The following is a 20,007-nucleotide window of genomic DNA, read 5'->3' on the forward strand; positions in this document are numbered from 1 at the left end:
TCAACACAGGCCGCCCGCCCCGGGGGCGCCTCCGCTCAGTAGCGGCCTTTCACCCCCAGGATGGGCAACACCACGGGGACGCCAATCGACTCCTTCACCAGCGGCCGGCCGAAGCCCCCCAGGTAGTCGAAGCCCACCACCTCCTTGCGGATGGCCACGTTCAGCATGTCCAGGTACGCCTCAAGCGTGAACGTCTCGTAGGCCCAGGAGCGCGACACCCGGACGTCGAACCGGAAGAAGGCCGGGAGCCGGTCCACCTGGTCCCGGTCCACCTCCACCCAGCCCGGCCGGCCATCGACGATGCCCTCGCGCTGCGTCTGGCTGCCCAGCTGGCCCGCCTCGGGCCGCCCGGTGTTGAAGTGCAGCACCCCGCCCAGCGTCCAGTTGCTGCCGAACTTGCGGCTCACCACCAGGTTGAGGATGTGCGTCTGGTCGAAGACGAAGGGCAGGTTCTTCTCCACCTGCCCCAGCTCGGTGCCCTGGGCATCGTGGCGCGTGAAGCGCGTGTAGCGCGTGCTGCGCTGCAAGGTGTACGAGAGCCAGCCGAACCACGCGCCCCCCAGGGGTCGGCGGATGAGCAGCTCCAGCCCGTAGGCCAGGCCATGGCGCGTGAGGTCCGGCAGCGTGGGCCGGCCGACATCATCGTCGTCATCCACGGGGTCTCCAATGTCGTCATCGTCGAACGAGTCCCCCGAGAAGGGCGTCAGCTCCACGGTGCGCAGCATCGGGTTGAGGTAGACGTCCAGCCCCACCTCGAACGCCTTCCACCCGCGCCACTCCGCACCCAGCGAGAACTGAAGCCCCTGCTGCAGGCCGTACTCCAGCCCCGCCACGTCCACCACGGGCAGGCTGATGAGCGTGGTGGGCGCCTGGTGGAAAAGCCCCGCCCCGGCCTTGAGCGTCAAATCCTCCCGTAGGGCGTGCCGGACGCTGAGCCGCGGCTCCACGGCGAAGCGGTTGATGCCGGGCGACAGGTGGTAGTTGTCCACCCGCAGGCCGGGCACCACCGTCCACCGCGCTTCCGGCTGCCACACCAGCTCGGCATAGGCCCCGGTGAAGAGCCCCAGGGACACCGGCGCGTTGATGACCCGGTCGCGCGTGGAACCATCCTCCTCCTCGTCGGGGAAGAAGGCCTGCACGTTCGCGCGGGTGTGGTCCAGGTCCGCGCCGGCGCGCAGCGACAGCCGCTCGGACACCTTCATGTCGTAGCGGGTCCGGGCCGAGAACGTCAGGTTGTCGATGTGGAACTCCGTGCGCTCGTCCGGATCCCGGCTGACCAGGCCCAGCCGGTCCAGCCCCCACGTCACCCCGGCCTCCAGCTGGCCGGGCCCCACCGGGTGCTGGTGCCGCAGGTCCACGCGGTGAAAGAGAATGGTCTGGAGCGAGGTGGAGCCCAGCGCATCCTGCGCCTCCTCGCCGAACGTGTCCGAGGAGCCGAACGCGAACAGGCGCGTCTGCCCGCGGCCCACCTTCTGCTCCACGCGCGCCTGGTAGTCCCAGAAGTCCAGCACCAGCTTGTCGTTCTTCCGCCCGGGCGGGGGCGGCTCCTGGATGGCATTGGCCGCGATGGCGACAATCCAGGGCGTGTACGAGTAGCGCCCGGCCACCGAGACGTTGGTGCCCGTGGACTGGAACGGGTACTCGATGAAGAAGCCCGCGTTGATGAAGTCCGCGTAGACGCTGCCGTGGACGCGGTCATCCCGGGGGCGGCTCAGCCGGCCGTTGATGGCCCCGCCCATCAGCCGCCCGTACTGGGGCGGGGGCGTGCCCGGGTAGAAGTCGATGGTGTCGATGAAGTCCGGATGGAGGACGGCGGGGCCCAGGAAGAGGTGGAAGAGGATGGGCACGCGCACCCCATCCAGGAAGTAGCCCGTGGAGGACGGCTGGCTGCCCCGCACCACCGGGTACGCCACCCCGGAGAGCATGCTGCCCACGCCCGGCAGCAGCATCACCACGCGGAAGGGGTCCCCCAGCGTGCCCGGCACCTCGCGCAGCTCCGCGTCGTGCAGCGTGACGCGGGACACCTCGGTGCGCTCCCGGTCCCCGCGAACCACCGTCTCGTACGGGTTGAGCACCAGCGGCTCCAGCCCGTACACCACCTCCAGCGTCTCGCCGGGGCGCACGTTCTCCCGGAAGCTGAGCGGCTTGTGCCCCGGGCTCGTCACCCGCACCCACTGCGTGCCCGGCGGCCACCGCGCCTCGAAGCGCCCCGCCGCATCCGTCTCCACGGGCGCGTCCGGCGCGGCCTCGGACACCAGCACCGCGCCGGGCAGGGGCCGCCGGTTGCCCTTGGCGCGCACCAGCCCCTTGAGGGTGATGGGGCCCAGCGCCACGCCCCCATCCCCCGGGGGCCCCTCCTCCAGCCGGGGCGCCTCGAAGCGGTACTCGAAGCCGATGCGCACGGGCACCGGGCCTCCGTCCAGCGTGGCCGGGACGAAGCGCAGGCCCGGCGCGGCGTGCAGCGCGGCCTCGTTCAGCAGCGGGTGGCTGCCCTCCACCAGCGTGGCGGACTCCACCTCGCCCGCCTCGTCCACCAGCAGCTCCAGCCGGACCGAGCCCGTCACCTGCTCCGCGGCAAGCGCCGGCGGGTACCGGGCGGGCGAGTCCGCGAGCAGCGAGGGGGGCAGGAAGACGGGCTCCGTGCCCGCGTCCCCGGCCTCCAGCGCGAAGCCCGCATCGGTGCGGTGCACCTCCACCTCGGTGGGGGCGCCCGCGTCCGGGAAACCGCCGTCCAGGCCCTGGGCGAAGGCGGCCCCGCCCTGGAGCACCAGCAACACCGCACACAGGCGGGCCCAGGCGCCCGGGACGGCCCGGCCCCCCCGCCTTCCGCGTCCTGGCAGGGCCCCGCGAGGTCTGGGCGGCACACACATGGGGCGGATAACGCCAGGGTTGGCGGCTCAATTCAATGTGCCCGGCGGGGAGGGCCCAAGTCTCAGGGGCGCGTGAGGATGGCGGTGGCCACCAGGTACATCAGCTTGAGCTGGGGCCGCTTCATCCGCCGCAGGGTGCGCAGCACCCGGCGCATCTCCGGCGTGTCGTCGAGCCCTGCGGGCACCTCGCTGGCCCAGGGCGAGCGCTCCGGGGCGCCGTGGATGGGCGCCATCCCCATCAGCTCGTCCGGCCCGCTGCGCAGCACCACACACAGCCGCAGCAGCGTCGAGATGCTGGGCAACATCTTCCCGCGCTCCATCCGCCCATACACCTCGGTGGCCACGCCAATGCGCTCGGCCACGTCCGCCTGCGTCAACCCCGCGCGCATGCGCGCCAGGCGCGAGGCCTCGCCCACCGTCGTGGCCAGGCGCTTCTCCATCCGCCGCACGGATTGGGGCAGCAAGGGGCCCTTGCGGCGGGGCCCCCGGTGCTTCCGGGAGGCCGGGGCCGGAGAACCTTTCAGGTTGGGTCGCACCCCTCGAAGTTTGCGCACGTGGTCGGGCTGAAAAGAGTCTCGGTGACTGGCCCACGGCCAGGTGGGTCAGTGCGAGGCGTTATAACCTGTCACGTCGGGAGCACCTACCCCTATTTGCCAGGTTGGCCCTATTTGGTGGGTTGGGTTTTCGCGCCCTTCTGGAGCGTAAGCCCTGGATTTTCGGCTTATACGGGGCCCCTGCCCGCTTCAGGACATTTCCCTCCCTGACAGGTTGGATGCGGGAGGTTCGACCTGGGGTCCCCGGGCCACCCGGGTGGACCTGACAGGTGACGGCGGGGCCCGGACCGGACCATACTCCCCAGGTCCTCCCCCACCGCAGGAGCCGCCCATGTCCTCCCCGTCCCCCGAGCTCCACCCGCCCCAGGTGCTGCTGCGGGCCGGGCACACCTCGTATGAGTTCGTCCAGTGGCTGGGGCCCGCCCGCCATGGCGAGCTCATCCTGGTGCGCCGCCGGTATGGCGCGGCCTTCGGGGGCTACGCGGTCATCAAGCGCCCCTGCCCCGCGGGCAGCGAGGAGGCCCGGCGCCGGCTGGTGGAGGAGGCGCGCGTCACCTCCCAGCTCAGCCACCCCAACATCCTGGCCGTCCACCCCCTCAAGGGCCCCGGGGATGCGCCCCACCTCGTGCTGGAGCACGTCCCGAAGCACCGGCTGGAGGCGGTGCTGGCCGCCGCCGAGCGCAGCCAGCAGCCCCTGTCGGAGGCCTTCGCCTGCTACCTGGTGGCGGAGGTGGCCGACGCGCTTCACCACGCCCACACGCTCACCGACGAGCACGGGCGCGCGCTGGGCATCGTCCACCGCGACGTGACGCCCCACAACATCCTCCTCAGCGAGCACGGGGCGGTGAAGCTGCTGGAGTTCGGCGTGGCCTGGTCCCGGCTGTCCGGGCGCCTGGGCAGCGAGGGCTCCGAGTGGCAGGGCAGCCTGGCCTATGCCGCGCCCGAGCTGGCGCAGGGCGTCTCGCTGGAGGCCCGCGCGGATCAATTCTCCCTGGGCATCGTCCTGCTCCAGCTGCTCACCGGCCGGCACCTCTTCGAGGGGGCGGAGGCCTTCGACGCGCGGCAGCGGCAGGCCCTCCCGCCGGACGCCACCCTGCGCCAGTGCGCCCAGGAGCTGCGGGAGCGCATCCGCCGCTACTCGGTGGCGGACCGGGACGCGGCCACGCGCGCGGTGCCCGAGGCCCTGCGCGCCACCGTCCACCGGGCGCTCGCGCCCGAGCCCGGGGACCGCTTCCTGTCCTGCGCCCACCTGGCGGGGGCGTTGCGCGAGCACCTGCGCCTCACCGGGCAGCACTTCGGCCGGCAGGAGGCCCTGGCGGAGCTGGTGGCGCTCCACTACGTCGCCCTGCGCGTGGAGGCCGGGGAGGACCCGGGCGACGCGGTCGAGGAGCGCCTGCTCCCCGAACCCTCCCAGCAGGCGGCGCGTCCCCTGGCCAGCCAGCGGGCCGCCCGGCCCCGCAGCCTCCCGCGCCGGCGCTGATCATCCGATAGCCAACACCCCCTGGGAGGGCCCCTTTTACGGGGGCGGACTTCGGTGGACGCTTCGGCCTCTGACGGGTGTTCAGCCCGTTGAGGATGAGCCCATGCCGGAGCCCCGCCGCGTACTTCTCGTCGAGGACCATGTCGACAGCCGTGAGATGCTCGAAGAGTTCCTGAGTGAGCAGGGCTACACGGTGGAGACCGCCGTCAACGGCCTCGAGGCGCTGGAGCGGCTGCGGCGCGAGCCGCCCCCCGGGGTGATGCTGTTGGATCTGATGATGCCGGTGATGACGGGCTGGGAGCTGATGGAGCGCCTGGAAGAGGAGCCCAGCATCCACCGCATCCCGGTCATCGTCGTCTCGGGCGCGGGGGCCACGCGGCCGGTGCCCACCGGCATCCTCGCCTCCATCCCCAAGCCCCTGGACTTGCAGCTCTTGATGGAGACGCTCACCCAGGTGTGGCCCCGCTCCCGGCGGACCGCCTCCACCGGGCGCTGAGCCCGCGGCTCACCGGGGCCCCGCGGCCTCCGGGCCCGGCGTCCCAGCCCCCTCCCGGGGCACGGAGACCCGGAAGGTGGTGCCCTCCGGGGCCGCGGAGGTGACGGACAGTCCCCCCTGGTGCCCCTTCACCACCTGCTCGACGATGTAGAGCCCCAGCCCCAGGCCTCCCCCCTCGGAGGCCGCGCGGCGGAACGGATCGAACAGGTGCGGCAGGGCCTCGGGGGGAATGGGCGGCCCCGGGTTGTGGACCTCCAGCACCACCGCGGCGCCCTCGTCCTTCAGCCGGAAGGTGACGGGAGAGCCGGGCGGGCTGTACTGGAGCGCGTTGCCGCCCAGGTTGCTCACCACCTGCACGAACCGCCCCGCGTCCCACTCGCCCTCGTAGCGCCCGGGCTCCACGTGCAGGAGCACCTGGCGGTCCGGCCAGGCTGCCTCCAGCTCCTCCACGCCCTGGCGCACCACGGCGCGCAGGTCTCCCGGCTTGCGATGGATGGGGATGCCTCCACCCAGGCGCCCCCGGGTGAAGTCCAGCAACTCTTCGATCATCCGCTTCATCCGGTCCCCGGCCTTGGAGATGCGGGCCGCGGCGCGCTGCTCCCGGGGCGGCAGCTGCTCGCTGTGCAAGAGCTGCGTGGCGGACAGGTGGATGGCGTTGAGGGGGTTGCGCAGGTCGTGGCTGACGATGCCGATGAGCTTCTCGCCGAACTCGGCGGCCTGGCGCGCGGCGGCCTCCGCGCGGCGCAGCGGCGTCACGTCCACGAGCGTCAGCACGCCCGCGAGAATGGTGCCCTCCCGGCCCCGGATGGGCGCGCTGGAGGCCAGGACGCTGGCGCGGGTGCCCTCCTCGCGCTGGATGTCCAGCTCCTCCCCCTCCACCACCTCGCCCTTCAGCAGCGAGCGGGCCAGGGGCCACTCCCCGGGAAGGTAGGGCCGCCCGTCCAGGTGGTAGCCCACGGAGGCGCCGTACGCGCGGAGATCCTCTTCCGGCGCGACCACGGTGCCCAGGAGCCGCTCCATGTGCCGGTTGCTCAGCATCAACCGGCCCGTGGAGGCCTCGGCGAGCAGGACGCCCACGGGCAGCTGCTCCAGCACCGCGGCCAGCCGGGCCCGCTCGGCCTCGATGCCGGACAGCAGCCGCTGGCGCTCGGCCTCCGCGGCGCGGCGCTGAGTAATATCCATGAAGGCGCCGGCGCGCTGCACCACCTGGCCGCTCTCGTCCCGGAAGGACGTCACGTGGGTGAGTACGGGAAAGCGGCTGCCGTCCTTGCGCAGGTGCATGGACTCGTACTCGTGATGGGTCTTCGAGTCCGCCACCCCCATGTGCCGGATCAGCGTGCCGCGCGACTCGGGGGCGAAGGTGTCCTGCAGGGGCCGCCCCACCAGCTCCTCGCGGGTGAAGCCGTGCATGCGCGCGAAGGCGAGGTTCACATCCTCCAGCACGCCGTCCTGGACGCGGGTGAGCACCACGCCCACCCCCAGGTGCGTGAAGATTTCCTCCCAGCGCTTGCGCCGCTCTTCACTCGCCCGCAGCCGGGCCAGCGACTGCTCGGCCTCGGCGCGGGCCTGCTGCTCGCGCGCATGGGCCTGGGCCCGGGCCAGCATGGAGGTGGTGCGCGCCGCCATGGTGCGGAAGAGCAGCAGGTCCTCGCTGGAGAACTCCTGGCTGGTGCGGCTGCCCATGAGGGCCACCCCCAGCAGCGCCCCGTCGAGCAGCAGGGGCACCCCGTAAGCGGCCCGCAGGCCCTGGGCCTGGAGCAACGGGGAAATCCGCCGGGAGTCCGTGGCCTGCGCGTGCACGAGCACGGGTTGCCGGGTGGCGGCGACCTCTCCGGCCAGCCCTTCGCCCACCCGCCCCCGCCAATCCTTCTCCACCTCCACCCCGACCGCGCTCTCCACCCGGAGCAGGTCCCCCTCGCACACCAGCACGGCCACCACGTCCACCACCGGCACCGTCTCCTGCAACACCTGGAGGAGCTGGGGCAGGAAGCTGGAGACGTCCGGGCTGCCAATGGCCGCGGCGGAGATGCTGTCCAGGGCCTGGAAGGTGCGGTCCCGGGCGCGCATGTAGCGCGTGACGGAGGCCGTCACCGCCTCGTCGACGGCGTCGTGAAACACGGCCGCGGCCTCCGGGGAGGCCTCCAGCCCCTGGGCGGCCCACAGCCTCAGCACACACCGGCGCAGCAGCCGGTACTCCGTCACCACCTGCCGCAAGTCGAAGCCCTCGCCCAGCCGCTCCAGGGCGTGGATGTCCGGCACGCTGCCGAGGGCATCCTCCGCCGGGGGGGGCGCGGACTGGACCATCATGTCCGCGATGGCCTCCAGCAGCAGGGGAAGGTGATCCCTCAGCGCCACCTGGGACAGCACGCGTGCCGCGGGAAGCTCCCGCACTTCCGCCTCCCACGCTCCGAGGATCGCGTCGCGGTGGGTGCGGAGAAAGTCTGCCAGTCGATGTGACACGCGGGATTCTAGAACAAACGGAACAACCCGTTAGGGCGGGGGCTCAGAGCGCCTGAGGGCTCGCAGTGTCGTCTCCGGGGGCACGGAGTTCCAGCAGGTGCAGCAGGCCGTGGCCCCGGTCCAGCGCGTACCGCACATGGAAACCAGAAGGCAGGGTGAAGTCCCCGCCCGTGGTGCTCTCCGACACCGGCTTCCCGGCGCGCAGCAGGGGGCCCGAGAACACTTCTCCCAGCTCGCTGAGGACGCGCTCGCGCACCGTCGCCTGGCAGTTGGACAGAAGACCCACGGTCTGGGGGGCAAGCTGAAGTCGGAAAGCCATGATAGGTCCAAACTGGACACTCCCTGCCGCCGCAGCAAGCCACCAAGCAGGGCCCTGGAAACGAGCCCTTGCGTTCAGGCCAGGTCAAACCCGGTGCCTGCCCGCCCGGGGCAGGTTGCTTGGACTGCCGGGAACTGGTTGGATTCGCGCCACCCCCATGCCCGTGCACCGCTTACTCGTCGTCGAGGACGATCCGTCCTGGCAGAAAAGCCTGGAAAACGTGGCGCGCGCCGAGGGGTGTGACGTCACCGTCGTGTCCGATGGAGAAGCGGCGCTGAGCACCCTGAGCGGCGATCCGCGGACCCGGCCGAACCTCGTGGTGCTGGATCTGCTGTTGCCCCGGATGGATGGGTGGGAGGTATACGGGCGGATGCGGGTGGACCACGACCTGCGCACCATCCCCGTGCTGATGCTCTCGGCGGCGGCGGCCCAGGAGCCCAAGCTGGGGGGCATCGTGGGCATGTTGCAGAAGACGTCCTCGCCCGAGCCCGTCATCCACCAGTTCCGGGAGCGGCTGCGCGGCTTCTCGGTCCCCTCTCCGGCGGCACCGGAGGAGAGCCCCTACACGGTGCGGCTCACGGAGGACACGTCACTGCTGCTGCACGCACTGCCCCCCGCGCTGCGCCACGCCGTGCGCCTGCACCTGTTCCGCGCGGCGGACCTGCTGCGGACGGGCCTGCCGATGATGTCCACCTGGCTCATGGCGCTGCCCGGAGATCCCCCGTCGCTGCTGGTGACGGTGGAGGGCGTGCGGGCCGTGATGGAGATCAACGAGGCGGAGCGGACGCTCACCGTCACCTCGCTGATCATCCCCACCTACCTGCCGCGCATGTAATTCGGGAGCCTCCTGGGCGGGGACCGCTGTCCGGTGAGCAATCCCCGCGCAGTGGGGGACTCTTGTAATGGACTTCGTGCCGCTGAAGGCGGCTGAGCGTTGCCGCGCCATCCACGTCAGTCAGCACACACACGGATGCCATTTTTGATTTTACATTCAAGATTACCCAAACAATCAAGATCAGCGCTGCAACCCATTCCCTTCGAGCAATCCTTCCCCACCCCACCAGACATCCCCACCACCTCGAAGGCATTCGAAAAAGGCTCGCCAGGCGTCACACCAATAAACTGATTACCCGCCACCCCTGCCTTTTGGCTCTTTAGCTCGATAAAGCTAACTTCACCTTCTACAGCCACTAACTTCGCCTCGACTCCAGTCCCAAATCTCCACTCGTGGAGTTTGTTCCGGATCTTACTCACCACAGCCTCCGCAGCGTCATTATTACTCAATTCAATTTCTACATTCCCCTCATCAACATCTCCAGTCTTGTTGAATTCAAACACCACCGGAACGCCGCGCCCAACTCCAATCACAAATCTCCACCCATCCACGATCTGATTGGCCGTCCCAAGGAGTTTGATGTGCCCTTCGGACTCTCCTTCACTATTCTTTAACGGCCAAGCTTCGGTGCAGGTTTTGTTACAGGTCCCACAGGAATCCTCATTCCCGTCATCACACTTCTCTCCATCCTCAACCTTACCGTTCCCGCAGACGCTTTTCTTGCACTTGGCGGAGCACCCACCGCCTCCTCCGGGCCCTCCGTCGCACTCTTCCCCGGGACCCACAATCCCATCACCGCAAAAAGACACCTTGCACTCTTGGCAGGCAACTGACGGCTGACCACCTACGTCACACTGCTCGCCTGCGTGGTGATTGACGATCCCATCACCACACACGGGCTCTGTACAGTCCAGGTCACACTGAAGAGTCTCGGCACCGTCGTCGCATTGCTCCATGCGGTTGATGATCCCATCACCACACCGCGGAGCATGGCAACCATTCGAGCAAAAATCCAAATCCTCCAGATTTCCATCATCACACTCTTCGCTGGCTTCCTGTACTCCGTTGCCGCAAACGCTGCCCTCCTTACAGTCGGCAGTACAGTCATCTCCATTCAGATTATTGCCATCGTCACACAACTCCCCCTTGACAACGTCTGTGACACTATTTCCGCACGTCTCATCCGACGTGCAATTAGCACTGCACCCGTCTCCGACCACCGCGTTCCCATCGTCACAAATCTCGCCCGTAGACGCGTCTACAATTTCGTTTCCGCAGACCTCCGTTGACTGACAATTTTTACTGCAGCCGTCACCGTCGAGGTTGTTCCCGTCGTCACAAACCTCACCCATGGCCTTGTCCGTCACGCCATCGCCACACTTCTCCAAAGACCTGCAATCGGCGCTGCAGCCATCTCCGCCTTTGGCGTTTCCATCGTCACAGAGCTCTCCCCTCTGGATGACGCCGTCACCGCACGTATCGGCATCGGTCAGGCACGCACTCCCATCCGCAGAGCACTTCGTGGACGCAGGGCACACCAGCCCCGAAGAACAGGTATGGCTTTTTGACTCGTAGCAAGAGGCCCCCACGAGAGCTACCACAGCAAGAACAGCCCAGTGCATGAAGTACCGGCGCATCTGACCGAGGGGTTCTCTTCTCATAAGCAAACCTCAAAACCGGTAGGACATGAGGAGACCATTTTCACCTGCCGCCGCCACGGGCACTACCGTCAGCGCTTTCTCTTCCAAGGCAGTGAGTTGGAGCTGTGGCTGAAGCCGGTTGACATACAGCAAGGCCATTCCCGTGACGACTGCAGCTCCTCCCACGGCGTAGGTTCCCACCGCGACGGCCTGCAGGGTGCGCGCGCGTGTGCGGATGCCGGTCAACGTTGAATCCGGAACGCACCCACCGCATGCATCAACTCCCGAGTCGAATGCCTGGAACTCGTCACGGGCTTTCACGTGGATGAGCCGCCCGCCTACTGCCACCGCCACACCGGAGCCCAGGACTGCCCAGGGTGTCCAGGCCGCCCATCTCCGCCGGGACTCGATGCCCAGCCGGTAGCGGACCTGCTCACCGGGAGCGAGAACCAGGGCAGCATCTGGCACCGGGGTTCCATCCTGGGTCAGGCTGATGGTATAGGCTCCAGGCCGAAGCAATCGATTGAAACGCTCGCAGTTGATAGGCAGGAATTGCTCTTCCCGTTTCAACGCCGCGTTCGCGCCGCTTGCGCATGAGATACTCACACGCGCGTTCTCCTTTTCCACGCGTTCGATGTACCTGCGCGCGTGCTTGAATCGCTCTTCTCCCAGGGGTGCGTCCCCATATTGGGTGGAGGCCACCATGTATTCATAGACTTCGGCGGGACGGTCGAGGTTGAGCAGCGCCAGCGCCAGGTTGTAGTAGATGGCGGGGTGCTTCCAGTGCTTGAGCGCCTCGACGTACTTCTTCTCCGCCTCGATGAAGATGGAGTCCTTGAGGAGGTTGTTTCCCTGCTCCAGCAGCTCGGCGGCGGCCTTCTGCTGCGCGGGAGAGACATTCTGAGCCCACGCGGGCCGGTTCGACAGCGACGGCGCGGGCTTCTGAGCCAGCGCGGGAACCGCCCAGAGGGACGTGCAGAGAAGAAGGACCAGAAACCGGGGCTGTCCGCCGCGCGTCATCCCGCTCATGGGTTGTCCAGCCCCAGCTCCAGGGAAGGCACGGGACCGCCCTTGCCGAACTGACCCTCCATCCGCCGGATGCGCTCCTGCTCCTCCAGCAGCTTCTTCTGGAGATCCTTCGCCATGCGCAGGGCGCGATCCTCGGCCCGGCGCGCCGCATCCGCGTTCTTGTCGGAGCTCTTCATCGCGATCCGGGCACGCCATTGCGCATACTTGGCCCGGCGCAGCGCTCCCTCCAGCTCACCGTTCGTGCGCTGGAGATCGCCATACGCTGCCGCGAGCTGCGCCCGCGCCTCTTCTTCCTTCCGGCGGGCTTCCTCCGCCCGGTGCCGGGCCTCCTCCTCCTTGCGCTGGGCCTCCAGACGGGCCTTCTCCCGGGCCTCCGCGACGGCCAGGTTCTCCTGGGCCACCGCCTCCGCCTGGCGCGCTTCCCGCGCCTGGTGCTCGGCTTCCTGTTTCGACTCGCGGATGACCAGCAGGGCCACCAGGGACGCGGCGACGAGCGCGCTCAGGAACACCAGCACGCCAATCATCAGCCCCCGCTTCCAGCGGTTGGCCCGCACCGCCTGGGAGACGACCGCCGAGAGGAAGTCGAGCTGCACCTGCGGCAGCTCCCCCCGGTAGCGGCGCTGGAAGCGCTGCGCCTCCTCCACCATCTCGCCGCGCCACAGCAGGCCGCTGTCCCGCCCCTTGGCATGCCACTGGCGGGCCGCGGTGCGAAGCTGCTCCAGGAAGGCCGAATCATCCTGGTTCTCTTCCAGCCAGCGGTGCAGCGTGGGCCAGCGGTGGATGAGCGACTCGTGGACGAGCTCCACCGTGGCGCCCGTGGCGCCGCTGCCCGTCTGGATCACCAGGAGCCGGGCCAGGACGAGCTGATCCGTCAGGCTTTGCAGCTCCACGGTGTCCCGGGACAGCTCCTGGAGTTCCTCCAACGAGACAATGGCGCGCGTCCGCTCCGGCGTCACCAGGCGCAGGAACAGCGCCCGGACGAGCACGCGGGCCGAGGGGCTCATCTTGTCCAGAACGCTGTCGGCGTGGCTGGCGAGCGCGCCGGCGATGCCCCCCATCTCGATGTAGCTCTGCTGGGTGAGCAGCTTGCGCGACACGTCCCGCTGCTCCCAGAGCTGGGTGGCGGCGAACTGGAGCAGCGGCAGCGCTCCCTCGGTCGAGTGCAGGTGCTCCAGCATGCTCTGGATCATCTCGGGAGACTCGAAGCGGTAGCCCGCCATCTCCGCGGGCTGCACCAGCGCGTCGCGCAGCCCCTCTGCATTGGGTGCCGTGAGGAAGAAGAGCCCCTGGCTCAGCTCCCCCATGAAGCGCTCGTCCTCGTGCACCCGGTCCAGGAAGTCCGAGCGGATGGAGAGCACCACACGCATCGGGGTGGTCGCATCGTCGGCGATGCCCGAGATGCAGGCGGTGAAGGCCCGGCGCTCCCGGGGGTCCGCCACCTGCGTGTAGAGCTCCTCGAACTGGTCGATGAAGAGCAGCAGCCGCTTGCGCTCGCGGCGGGCCCGGCCACGCAGCACCGTCCCGACGATGCCAGGCTCCTCCCGCATGCGCGCCACCAGCCGCTGGTGCTCCTGGAGGTCCTGCGCGAGCGAGTCCGAGGAGTTCATCAGCGGGGCCACGAGGCTGGCCAGCGCCCCCAGCGGATCCCTCCCGGGCCGCAGCACGAGAGACTCCCAGGCATCCCCCGAGCGCTTGAGGAACGGCACCAGGCCGGCGCGCACGAAGGAGGACTTGCCCGCCCCCGAGGGCCCCACGACGGCCATGAGCGGCCGGTCGCGGATGCGGCTCACCAGGGCCCCAATCTCCCGCGAGCGTCCAAAGAAGAGCGCGGCATTGGACTCCTGGAAAGAGCTCAGGCCCGCGTAGGGGCTCTCGCTCTCGTCGATGCGCACCTCGCGGCTGTAGCGGCCCGGCAGAAAGGGCTCCAGGGCGCGCAGCACCGAGGCCGCGTCCGGGAAGCGCTCCTCCTTGCGCTTGCGCAAGCAGCGGTCCACCACGTCCGCCAGCGCGGCGGGCACGTCGGGCGCCACATCGCGCAGCCGGGGCATGGGCTCATCGAGAAACGCGGTGACGGCCAGCTGCGGGCCCCGCAGCGGCTCCAGGGGATGGCGGCCCGCCAGCAACCGGAAGAGCAAGATGCCCAGCGCCCAGATGTCGGTGCGCAGGTCCACCGGGACGCCGTTGCCCCACTGCTCCGGGGACATGTACGGCACCGTGCCCACGAGGGCGCCATTCTGCGTGAGGTTGGAGAGGTCCACGCCCACGCCTTCGGGGGTCAGCGTCTGGGCCACCCGCGGCTTCTCGGCGGAGTCCTCCTGGCCATGGAGAACCTTGGCGATGCCGAAGTCGAGCACCTTCACGGCCCCCGAGTCCGTTACGAGGATGTTGTCGGGCTTGAGGTCTCGATGAACGATGCCCTGCTCGTGGGCGCACTCCAGGGCGCGCACAACCGGAACCAGCAGTTCCACCACGCGGGAGGCGGGCAGCCGCTGGCCGCCGTTGACAAGCTTTTGCAGGGATTGGCCCTGGAGGAACTCCAGCACCATGAAGGGGCTGCCCTGGAACTCGCCCACCTCGTAGATGACCACGATGTTCTCGTGGCTGCAGCGGGCGGTGGCGCGCGCCTCGAGGATGAACCGGTGGGTGAAGGCGGGATTCTGGGTCTGCAGCAGCTTGATGGCCACCCGGCGGCCCAGCTTCGTGTCGCGGGCAAGGAAGACCGTGCCCATGCCTCCCGCGCCGATCTGACGGATGAGCTCGTACTGGTGGATGCGCATCCCAGGGGCGGGAGCGGGCGTGGGCGCCTCCACGTTGTGCCCTGTGCGCACTCGTGAAGCAGCGCCTGTGTCACGGACGGGTTGCGGACGTTTCTGGACAGCCGAAGCCTCCCGCTCATGCGGCGAAGACACTCCCGCGACACTTCCGAGAACGCTGTTCATTTCCAGATCCGGCCCCCACTTCTCAATCATTCAACAGACAATTGCGGCTCATAACATACACAAGCATCTTCCCACCCCGGAATCGCATCGCACTTTCCACCTTCGAACGAATGCCCGGACGCCTGCACGGTTGAGTGACTGGATTAATCCACTCTGTCCAGACGCCTCGACGAGCAAGGAGGCAAGCAGGCCGCCGCGTTGCCTCTTCTTGCGTCGCGCACAGCATGGCTCCGCCCGAGCACAGGAGACACTCGCCTGTGGCGCAGCAGAGGAATCAGCACCAGACACCCGTTCAGAGCGACGCGGAACCGGAGGAGGGCGGCGCCCCAGAGGACGTAGACGCCCGCTTGCGGGGCAGGCGCGAGCGGCGCGTCCCCCGGAGCGCGAAGTTCAGCAGGAAGACTCCGGGCAGGAGCATCCCGAGCCCCTGGGCGAAGTTGGCCGGCGGACGGGCCACGACTCCAAGCACCAGGGCCACGAAGAGCAGCCCACAGACCAATCGAATGATGAGGGAACTCACGGCGGTCTCCTGTCCACGAGGATACAGGTGCTCTCCCCTGGGCTCCAGGAATCCCTCGCGCAGCCCCGGCCTGTGCTGGGATGACAGGCCTCTTCCCGCGCGAGGCACCGCATGTCCCCTGACCCTTCTGCTCCTGCACCCGCCGCCCTGGCCCTTCGCAACAAGCGCTTCGTGGGACAGACCGCCCTGGTGGACGTGCTCTCGGGCAAGGGGTCCATGGGCCCAGGGGCCCGGGGGACCGCGGTGCGGGTTCTGCAAGAGGCCCTGCTGGCCATGGGCTTCAGCCTGCCGGGCGGCGCGGATGGGGCCTTCGGGAAACAGTCCGCCAAGGCGGTGCGCAACTTCCAGGTACATGCCCAGTCCGCGTACCCCGCCGTGAAGGCCACCGGCGTGGTGGATGCCGCCACGCTCCAAGCCCTGGACGCGCTCGCCCCTGCCCCCCAGCAGACGGGACAGACCCAGAACCTTCCGGTCCCCCGCTACGATGGCATTCCGGTGCGCGTGGTGGTGGTGAAGCACGAGCACCGCACCTTCCTCTTCGATACCCAGGGCCAGTTGCAGGGCATCTTCGGCAATGCCGTGGGCGCGGGCTCCTCCCCCACGGACAAGGGGCTGAAGCGGGTCAGCGGCAAGCTGGGCCGGGCGGAGGCCTATGCCCTGGGCCAGAAGCTGTGGGGCGGGCCCGTCTACGGTCCCCGCCTCATCGACCTGTCGTGGGTGGATGGCTCCCGTTCGGGAGAGGAGCTCCACGGCACCAATGCCCCCGACAAGCTGGGCGAGGACGTCTCGCACGGGTGCATCCGCCATGGAAACACAGACATCGTCACCCTGTATGACGCACTCCAGTTGAAGGACGCGGTCGCCGTCGTCGACACCGTGAAGGATCCGCGCCTGGGCACCCCGGGGGCACCGCCACCCGGGAACACCTCCTCGGGCGTGGCGTGACGCAGCTCAATCCCTCAAGGCTTTGGAGATGAAGTCCTTACTTCCCTCCACCTCCAGCTTGTCGTAGATGGCTTGCAGGTGTTTTTTCACCGTTCCCGGAGCACATCGGAGCGCTTGGGCAATCTCCTTGTCTTCGCATCCCTGCAGGAGGCAATTCGCAACCTCGGCTTGCCGGGCCGTCAGGCGCCTGCTCCACGACTCCTTCAACACGGCCTGATTCGGCCGCTCCCGGATTCGCACCTCCCACAGCGCGCTCCCATTGCTGATGGGCAGAGGCGTGAAGACCGCTTCCAAGGACTGCTCCGGGGAGGCCTGGCGCCACAAGAACTGTTCAGAAGCCACCTGGCCGCCTCCCTTGACCAAGGTCGCAAGCCGCGTTTCCCATTCCCGCGGAATCCCGGCAGGGCTGCGGGAAGACCGTGGAAACCACCGCTCCAGAATGGCAGTGACGGCTCTCGTCCGCAGGACCTCCTTGCCCCGGGCGTTCAAGACCAGCGAGGCGGCCGGCTGTGCCGAGATCTCCTCCAGAATCAGATTCTTGAAGGTCAGCGAGGAGAACCGGCTGATGCTTTGGAAGCTCCCCGCAAAGCCCGGCACGAGTCTCTGAAGGACGTAGCGGCTCTTCGCGGAGAAGGGCTTCGAATGCTCACGGTACAGCGTGATGCCCCCTTGCCCCAGCCCCCTCCGGGACGTCACATACACGGCCTCGGTGCGCCGTAGCAGGACACCCGACTCCCGGCTGCGCTGATAGGTCTCCGTCTGTTCCAGCTTCTGGCCTGAGAGCATCTCCTCGTCACTCAGGACCTGGTTGGGATGCCGCATGACGGCACGGCCCACGAAGTCATTCTGGGCCCACTGCCCGTAATCCTTGAGGAGCCGTCCCAGGGTGTGCGACTTCCACTCGAACTGAACTCCCTCTTCTCCTGGCTGAATCAGGCAGAAGGCCACGTGTTGCGCGCCGCACAACTCCGCGAGCGCCTTCTCCGTGGCGGCATGCATCTCCGCGAGGTCCATGGCGCCAGAGAGCCCTGCCGCCATGTCGAACACGAGTGACTGCTCATGCCGCGTCAGTCCCGGGATCCGAGCCATGGCACATATTCTTTCCGGGTCTCTGGCAGATCAAGCCCCCTTCTGGGCTTGGAGATTCCCTTGGAAACGGCCCGTGCGCTCTACCCCTAATGGGGTATTCCTCGACGCCCGTGCGCCTGGGCCGGTTTGGATGATTCGGCGCCCAACACATGGGGCCAGTCCGCTGGCTCCTCGTGGCGAAGCGCCCCATTGTTCCGGCGCGTGCCGGGCGGCACCGAAAAGGAAACACTCATGCAAACAGGCCAGCTCCTGGGGCGTTTGTTGCTCCAGTTCGACTCCAATGCGGCCGAGGTCCCCGAGGACCTGTCGGCGGCCGTGCGCAGCACGGACGGCAACCTCTGGGTGGCCGCGGACGAGGCGGGCGTCGTGGAGCGGCTCACGCCCTCCGAGGCCCGCGTCTACGGCCACCACACGCGCTTCCACGTGGCGGACTTCCTCGGCACCGGGGACCGGAACGCGGAGATCGACATCGAGGCGCTGGATGCCCACGCGGACTACCTCTGGCTGGTGGGAAGCCACAGCGCCAAGCGCAAGAAGCCCAAGGGCAAGGGCGTAGCGGAGGACATCGACCGGCTGGCCACCGTGGAGCATGCCCCCGAGCGCTTCATGCTCGCCCGGATCCCCTTCGTGACCGGAGAGCTCGCCGCGGAGCTGAAGACCCGGGGCACCGCGAAGCGCTCGCACGCCGCCGCCCAGGTGAAACCCGCCCGGGGGCAGAAGCAGGCCCCGGCGAAGAAGGGCGCATCGCGGAAGCCTCCGGCCCCGCGCGCCCCTCCGTCCCTGCCAGGGGAGAACTTGTTGATGGAGCTGCTGCGGGACGATCCCCACTTCGGCCCCTTCCTGGCCCGCCCTGGCCCCAAGGGCGGCACGCTCGCCATTCCCAGCAAGGACAACGGCCTGGACATCGAGGGGCTGGTGGTCACGGACACGGACCGGGTGTTCCTTGGCCTGCGCGGGCCCGTGCTGCGCGGCTACTCGGCCATACTGGACATGCGCCTGGCGGATGCCGGCAACGGCCTCCTGGAGCCCAAGCCGGGCCGCCACGGCGCGCGCTTCGCCAAGCACTTCCTCGACCTGGATGGGCTGGGCATCCGGGAGCTGTGCGTACACGGCGAGGACCTGCTCGTGCTCGCCGGTCCCACGCTGCCGACGCAGGCCCCCATCCGCCTCTTCCGGCTTCACAAGTACCAGTCGCTCCAGGGCCACAGCCTGCTGAAGCAGGAGAAGGGCGTCCTGGAGCCGGTCTTCGACATTCCGCAGTCCGGCAAGCGGGACCATGCGGAAGGGGTGGCCAACTTCAGCTACTTCGATGAGTCCGACAGCGTGCTCGTCGTCTACGACGACCCGGACCCCGCGCGCCGCTACGGTCCCTGTGGCGTCTTCGCGGACATCTTCCGGTTGGACTTCTAAGCCCATCACAGGGAGAAGTGAGATACCGGAATAACCAGAAAAAGCTTTGACACTGGCGTTTGTCCATGTTGAGTGTCTTGTTTCATGAAAACACTCCTCTCCACTTCCCTCCGGCAGCGTCTTGCCGCCGCCAGCCTCACCGCGGCGGCCGTCTCGGTCACGGCCTTCGCCCTGCCCGCCTTCGCGGCGCCCAGCGCCACGGGCCCCATCACCGGCAACGGTGGCAAGTGCGTCGACGTGGACAACGCCGGGACGGCCAACGGCACCGCCATCCAGATCTACGACTGCAACAACAGCACCGCCCAGCGGTGGACCTTCGCCGCGGACGGAAGCATCCGGGCCCTGGGCAAGTGCCTGGATGTCTCAGGAGGCGGCACCACCAACGGCACCCCCGTGCAGCTCTGGGATTGCAACGGCAGCAAGGCCCAGCAGTGGATCTACACCTCGGGCAAGGACCTGGTGAACCCCCAGGCCAACAAGTGCCTGGACATCAGCGGCGGGGGCAGCGCCAGCGGCACCCGGCTCCAACTCTGGGACTGCGTGGGCGTCGTCCAGCAGAAGTGGTCCCCCCCCGCCCACCAGGTGACGCACAAGCGCATCGTCGTCTACTACCAGACCCAGTACAACGGCACCCAGTACGTGTCGCCCCTGGCGATGACCACGAACAACACGCGCGTCAGTGACGTCATCGTGGGCGCGTTCCACCTCAATTCCAATCTGATCGTCCACCTGAACGACCACCCGCCCAGCCACAGCCGGTACACGCAGATGTGGTCGGAGCTGGCCACGATGCAGGGCCGGGGTGTCCGCGTCCTGGGGATGATTGGCGGCGCCGCGCAGGGAAGCTTCCAGCGGCTGGATACCCAGTTCGATACGTACTACCCGCTCCTGAAGAACATCATCACCACCTACAGGCTGGACGGCGTGGACCTCGACGTCGAGGAGTACATGTCCCTGGCCGGCATCGAGCGGGTGATTCGCAGGTTGCGCGCGGACTTCGGGCCCGACTTCGTCATCACGCTCGCCCCGGTGGCCACGGCGCTGTACGGCGGCGGAAACCTCTCGGGCTTCAACTACGAGCAGCTCTACCGGAATGCCGGAGCGGACATCGCCTGGTTCAACGCCCAGTTCTACAATGGCTGGGGCTACATGGGGAACACCACCAACTACAATGCCATTGCCGCGCGCGGTGTCATTCCCGTGCAGAAGGTGGTGGCCGGCACGCTGAGCAACCCGGGCAACGGGGGCTCGGGCTTCGTCGACATCAACACCGTGAAGTCCACGGTGCAGAGCCTGATCAGCCAGCGCCAGGAGTTCGGCGGCGTGGCGGGTTGGGAGTACTTCAACTCCCTGCCGGGCGGCACGGCGGCCCCCTGGCAGTGGGCGAATGAAATGGCCACCGCCCAGGGCCGGTAACCCGC

General features: G+C 68.4%; 15 protein-coding genes. 6 read left to right on the forward strand and 9 right to left on the reverse strand.

The genetic code is table 11. The features are described 5' to 3' along the window. Window positions 1-35: 35 nt before the first annotated feature. Together KY661_RS18930 and KY661_RS18935 are read right to left on the reverse strand one after the other, a co-directional pair. A complete protein-coding gene (locus KY661_RS18930; RefSeq protein WP_398577208.1) occupies window positions 36-2,870 on the reverse strand; it encodes a TonB-dependent receptor domain-containing protein in 2,835 nt (944 codons plus the stop codon). 62 nt (window positions 2,871-2,932) lie between these two features. Beyond that, window positions 2,933-3,310 (reverse strand): helix-turn-helix domain-containing protein, encoded by a 378-nt coding sequence (locus tag KY661_RS18935; RefSeq protein ID WP_083423407.1) that lies wholly within the window; start codon window positions 3,308-3,310, stop codon window positions 2,933-2,935. A gap of 445 nt (window positions 3,311-3,755) precedes the next feature. Between KY661_RS18935 and KY661_RS18940 the strand changes: the two genes are divergently transcribed. Then, on the forward strand, window positions 3,756-4,904 hold the full coding sequence (locus tag KY661_RS18940; protein WP_225411532.1) for a serine/threonine-protein kinase: 1,149 nt from the start codon (window positions 3,756-3,758) through the stop codon (window positions 4,902-4,904). A 103-nt stretch (window positions 4,905-5,007) separates the two neighbouring features. Next, on the forward strand, window positions 5,008-5,400 hold the full coding sequence (locus tag KY661_RS18945; protein ID WP_225411533.1) for a response regulator: 393 nt from the start codon (window positions 5,008-5,010) through the stop codon (window positions 5,398-5,400). Between the two features lie 9 nt (window positions 5,401-5,409). On the opposite strand, the gene KY661_RS18950 is transcribed toward KY661_RS18945, so the two are convergent. Together KY661_RS18950 and KY661_RS18955 are read right to left on the reverse strand one after the other, a co-directional pair. Continuing rightward, window positions 5,410-7,860 carry a PAS domain S-box protein gene (locus KY661_RS18950; protein WP_225411534.1) on the reverse strand — a complete coding sequence of 817 codons (2,451 nt, stop codon included), beginning with the start codon at window positions 7,858-7,860 and terminating at the stop codon, window positions 5,410-5,412. A 43-nt stretch (window positions 7,861-7,903) separates the two neighbouring features. After that, complete coding sequence (locus KY661_RS18955; protein WP_075009227.1) at window positions 7,904-8,179, reverse strand: hypothetical protein; 276 nt, start codon at window positions 8,177-8,179, stop codon at window positions 7,904-7,906. 157 nt (window positions 8,180-8,336) lie between these two features. Between KY661_RS18955 and KY661_RS18960 the strand changes: the two genes are divergently transcribed. Further along, a complete protein-coding gene (locus KY661_RS18960) occupies window positions 8,337-9,014 on the forward strand; it encodes a response regulator (RefSeq protein WP_225411535.1) in 678 nt (225 codons plus the stop codon). A gap of 116 nt (window positions 9,015-9,130) precedes the next feature. Here the strand turns inward: KY661_RS18960 and KY661_RS18965 are convergent, their stop codons facing one another. The 4 genes from KY661_RS18965 to KY661_RS18980 all read right to left on the reverse strand — a co-directional run bounded on the left by KY661_RS18965 (window position 9,131) and on the right by KY661_RS18980 (window position 15,142). Beyond that, window positions 9,131-10,675 carry a DUF4215 domain-containing protein gene (locus KY661_RS18965; protein WP_317987282.1) on the reverse strand — a complete coding sequence of 515 codons (1,545 nt, stop codon included), beginning with the start codon at window positions 10,673-10,675 and terminating at the stop codon, window positions 9,131-9,133. Window positions 10,676-10,684: 9 nt separating this feature from the next. Then, window positions 10,685-11,683, reverse strand: coding sequence for a hypothetical protein (locus KY661_RS18970; protein WP_225411536.1), 999 nt, complete (start codon window positions 11,681-11,683; stop codon window positions 10,685-10,687). Then, window positions 11,680-14,460 carry a serine/threonine-protein kinase gene (locus tag KY661_RS18975; RefSeq protein WP_225411667.1) on the reverse strand — a complete coding sequence of 927 codons (2,781 nt, stop codon included), beginning with the start codon at window positions 14,458-14,460 and terminating at the stop codon, window positions 11,680-11,682. The genes KY661_RS18970 and KY661_RS18975 overlap by 4 nt, the downstream gene beginning before the upstream one ends. A gap of 454 nt (window positions 14,461-14,914) precedes the next feature. Beyond that, complete coding sequence (locus KY661_RS18980) at window positions 14,915-15,142, reverse strand: hypothetical protein (protein ID WP_225411537.1); 228 nt, start codon at window positions 15,140-15,142, stop codon at window positions 14,915-14,917. Between the two features lie 111 nt (window positions 15,143-15,253). Between KY661_RS18980 and KY661_RS18985 the strand changes: the two genes are divergently transcribed. Then, complete coding sequence (locus tag KY661_RS18985; protein WP_225411538.1) at window positions 15,254-16,087, forward strand: L,D-transpeptidase family protein; 834 nt, start codon at window positions 15,254-15,256, stop codon at window positions 16,085-16,087. Between the two features lie 6 nt (window positions 16,088-16,093). Here KY661_RS18985 and KY661_RS18990 read toward each other — a convergent pair whose 3' ends face one another. Further along, window positions 16,094-16,924: a helix-turn-helix transcriptional regulator gene (locus KY661_RS18990; RefSeq protein ID WP_225411539.1), complete on the reverse strand. Its 831-nt coding sequence runs from the start codon at window positions 16,922-16,924 to the stop codon at window positions 16,094-16,096. Window positions 16,925-17,407: 483 nt separating this feature from the next. On the opposite strand from KY661_RS18990, the gene KY661_RS18995 reads away from it, so the two are divergent. Next, a complete protein-coding gene (locus KY661_RS18995; RefSeq protein WP_225411540.1) occupies window positions 17,408-18,586 on the forward strand; it encodes a DUF3616 domain-containing protein in 1,179 nt (392 codons plus the stop codon). Window positions 18,587-18,670: 84 nt separating this feature from the next. After that, window positions 18,671-20,002 (forward strand): ricin-type beta-trefoil lectin domain protein, encoded by a 1,332-nt coding sequence (locus KY661_RS19000; RefSeq protein ID WP_225411541.1) that lies wholly within the window; start codon window positions 18,671-18,673, stop codon window positions 20,000-20,002. Window positions 20,003-20,007: the final 5 nt, after the last annotated feature.

It is taken from the genome of Allostigmatella hybrida (genome assembly GCF_020103775.1).
Lineage (GTDB): Bacteria > Myxococcota > Myxococcia > Myxococcales > Myxococcaceae > Hyalangium > Hyalangium aurantiaca.

Coding starts and splice junctions, on each gene's coding strand:
- KY661_RS18930 (WP_398577208.1), bottom strand. CDS start 2,870: ATGTGTGTGCCGCCCAGACCTCGCGGGGCCCTGCCAGGACGCGGAAGG.
- KY661_RS18935 (WP_083423407.1), bottom strand. CDS start 3,310: ATGGAGAAGCGCCTGGCCACGACGGTGGGCGAGGCCTCGCGCCTGGCG.
- KY661_RS18940 (WP_225411532.1), top strand. CDS start 3,756: ATGTCCTCCCCGTCCCCCGAGCTCCACCCGCCCCAGGTGCTGCTGCGG.
- KY661_RS18945 (WP_225411533.1), top strand. CDS start 5,008: ATGCCGGAGCCCCGCCGCGTACTTCTCGTCGAGGACCATGTCGACAGC.
- KY661_RS18955 (WP_075009227.1), bottom strand. CDS start 8,179: ATGGCTTTCCGACTTCAGCTTGCCCCCCAGACCGTGGGTCTTCTGTCC.
- KY661_RS18960 (WP_225411535.1), top strand. CDS start 8,337: ATGCCCGTGCACCGCTTACTCGTCGTCGAGGACGATCCGTCCTGGCAG.
- KY661_RS18965 (WP_317987282.1), bottom strand. CDS start 10,675: ATGAGAAGAGAACCCCTCGGTCAGATGCGCCGGTACTTCATGCACTGG.
- KY661_RS18970 (WP_225411536.1), bottom strand. CDS start 11,683: ATGAGCGGGATGACGCGCGGCGGACAGCCCCGGTTTCTGGTCCTTCTT.
- KY661_RS18975 (WP_225411667.1), bottom strand. CDS start 14,460: ATGCGCATCCACCAGTACGAGCTCATCCGTCAGATCGGCGCGGGAGGC.
- KY661_RS18985 (WP_225411538.1), top strand. CDS start 15,254: ATGTCCCCTGACCCTTCTGCTCCTGCACCCGCCGCCCTGGCCCTTCGC.
- KY661_RS18995 (WP_225411540.1), top strand. CDS start 17,408: ATGCAAACAGGCCAGCTCCTGGGGCGTTTGTTGCTCCAGTTCGACTCC.
- KY661_RS19000 (WP_225411541.1), top strand. CDS start 18,671: ATGAAAACACTCCTCTCCACTTCCCTCCGGCAGCGTCTTGCCGCCGCC.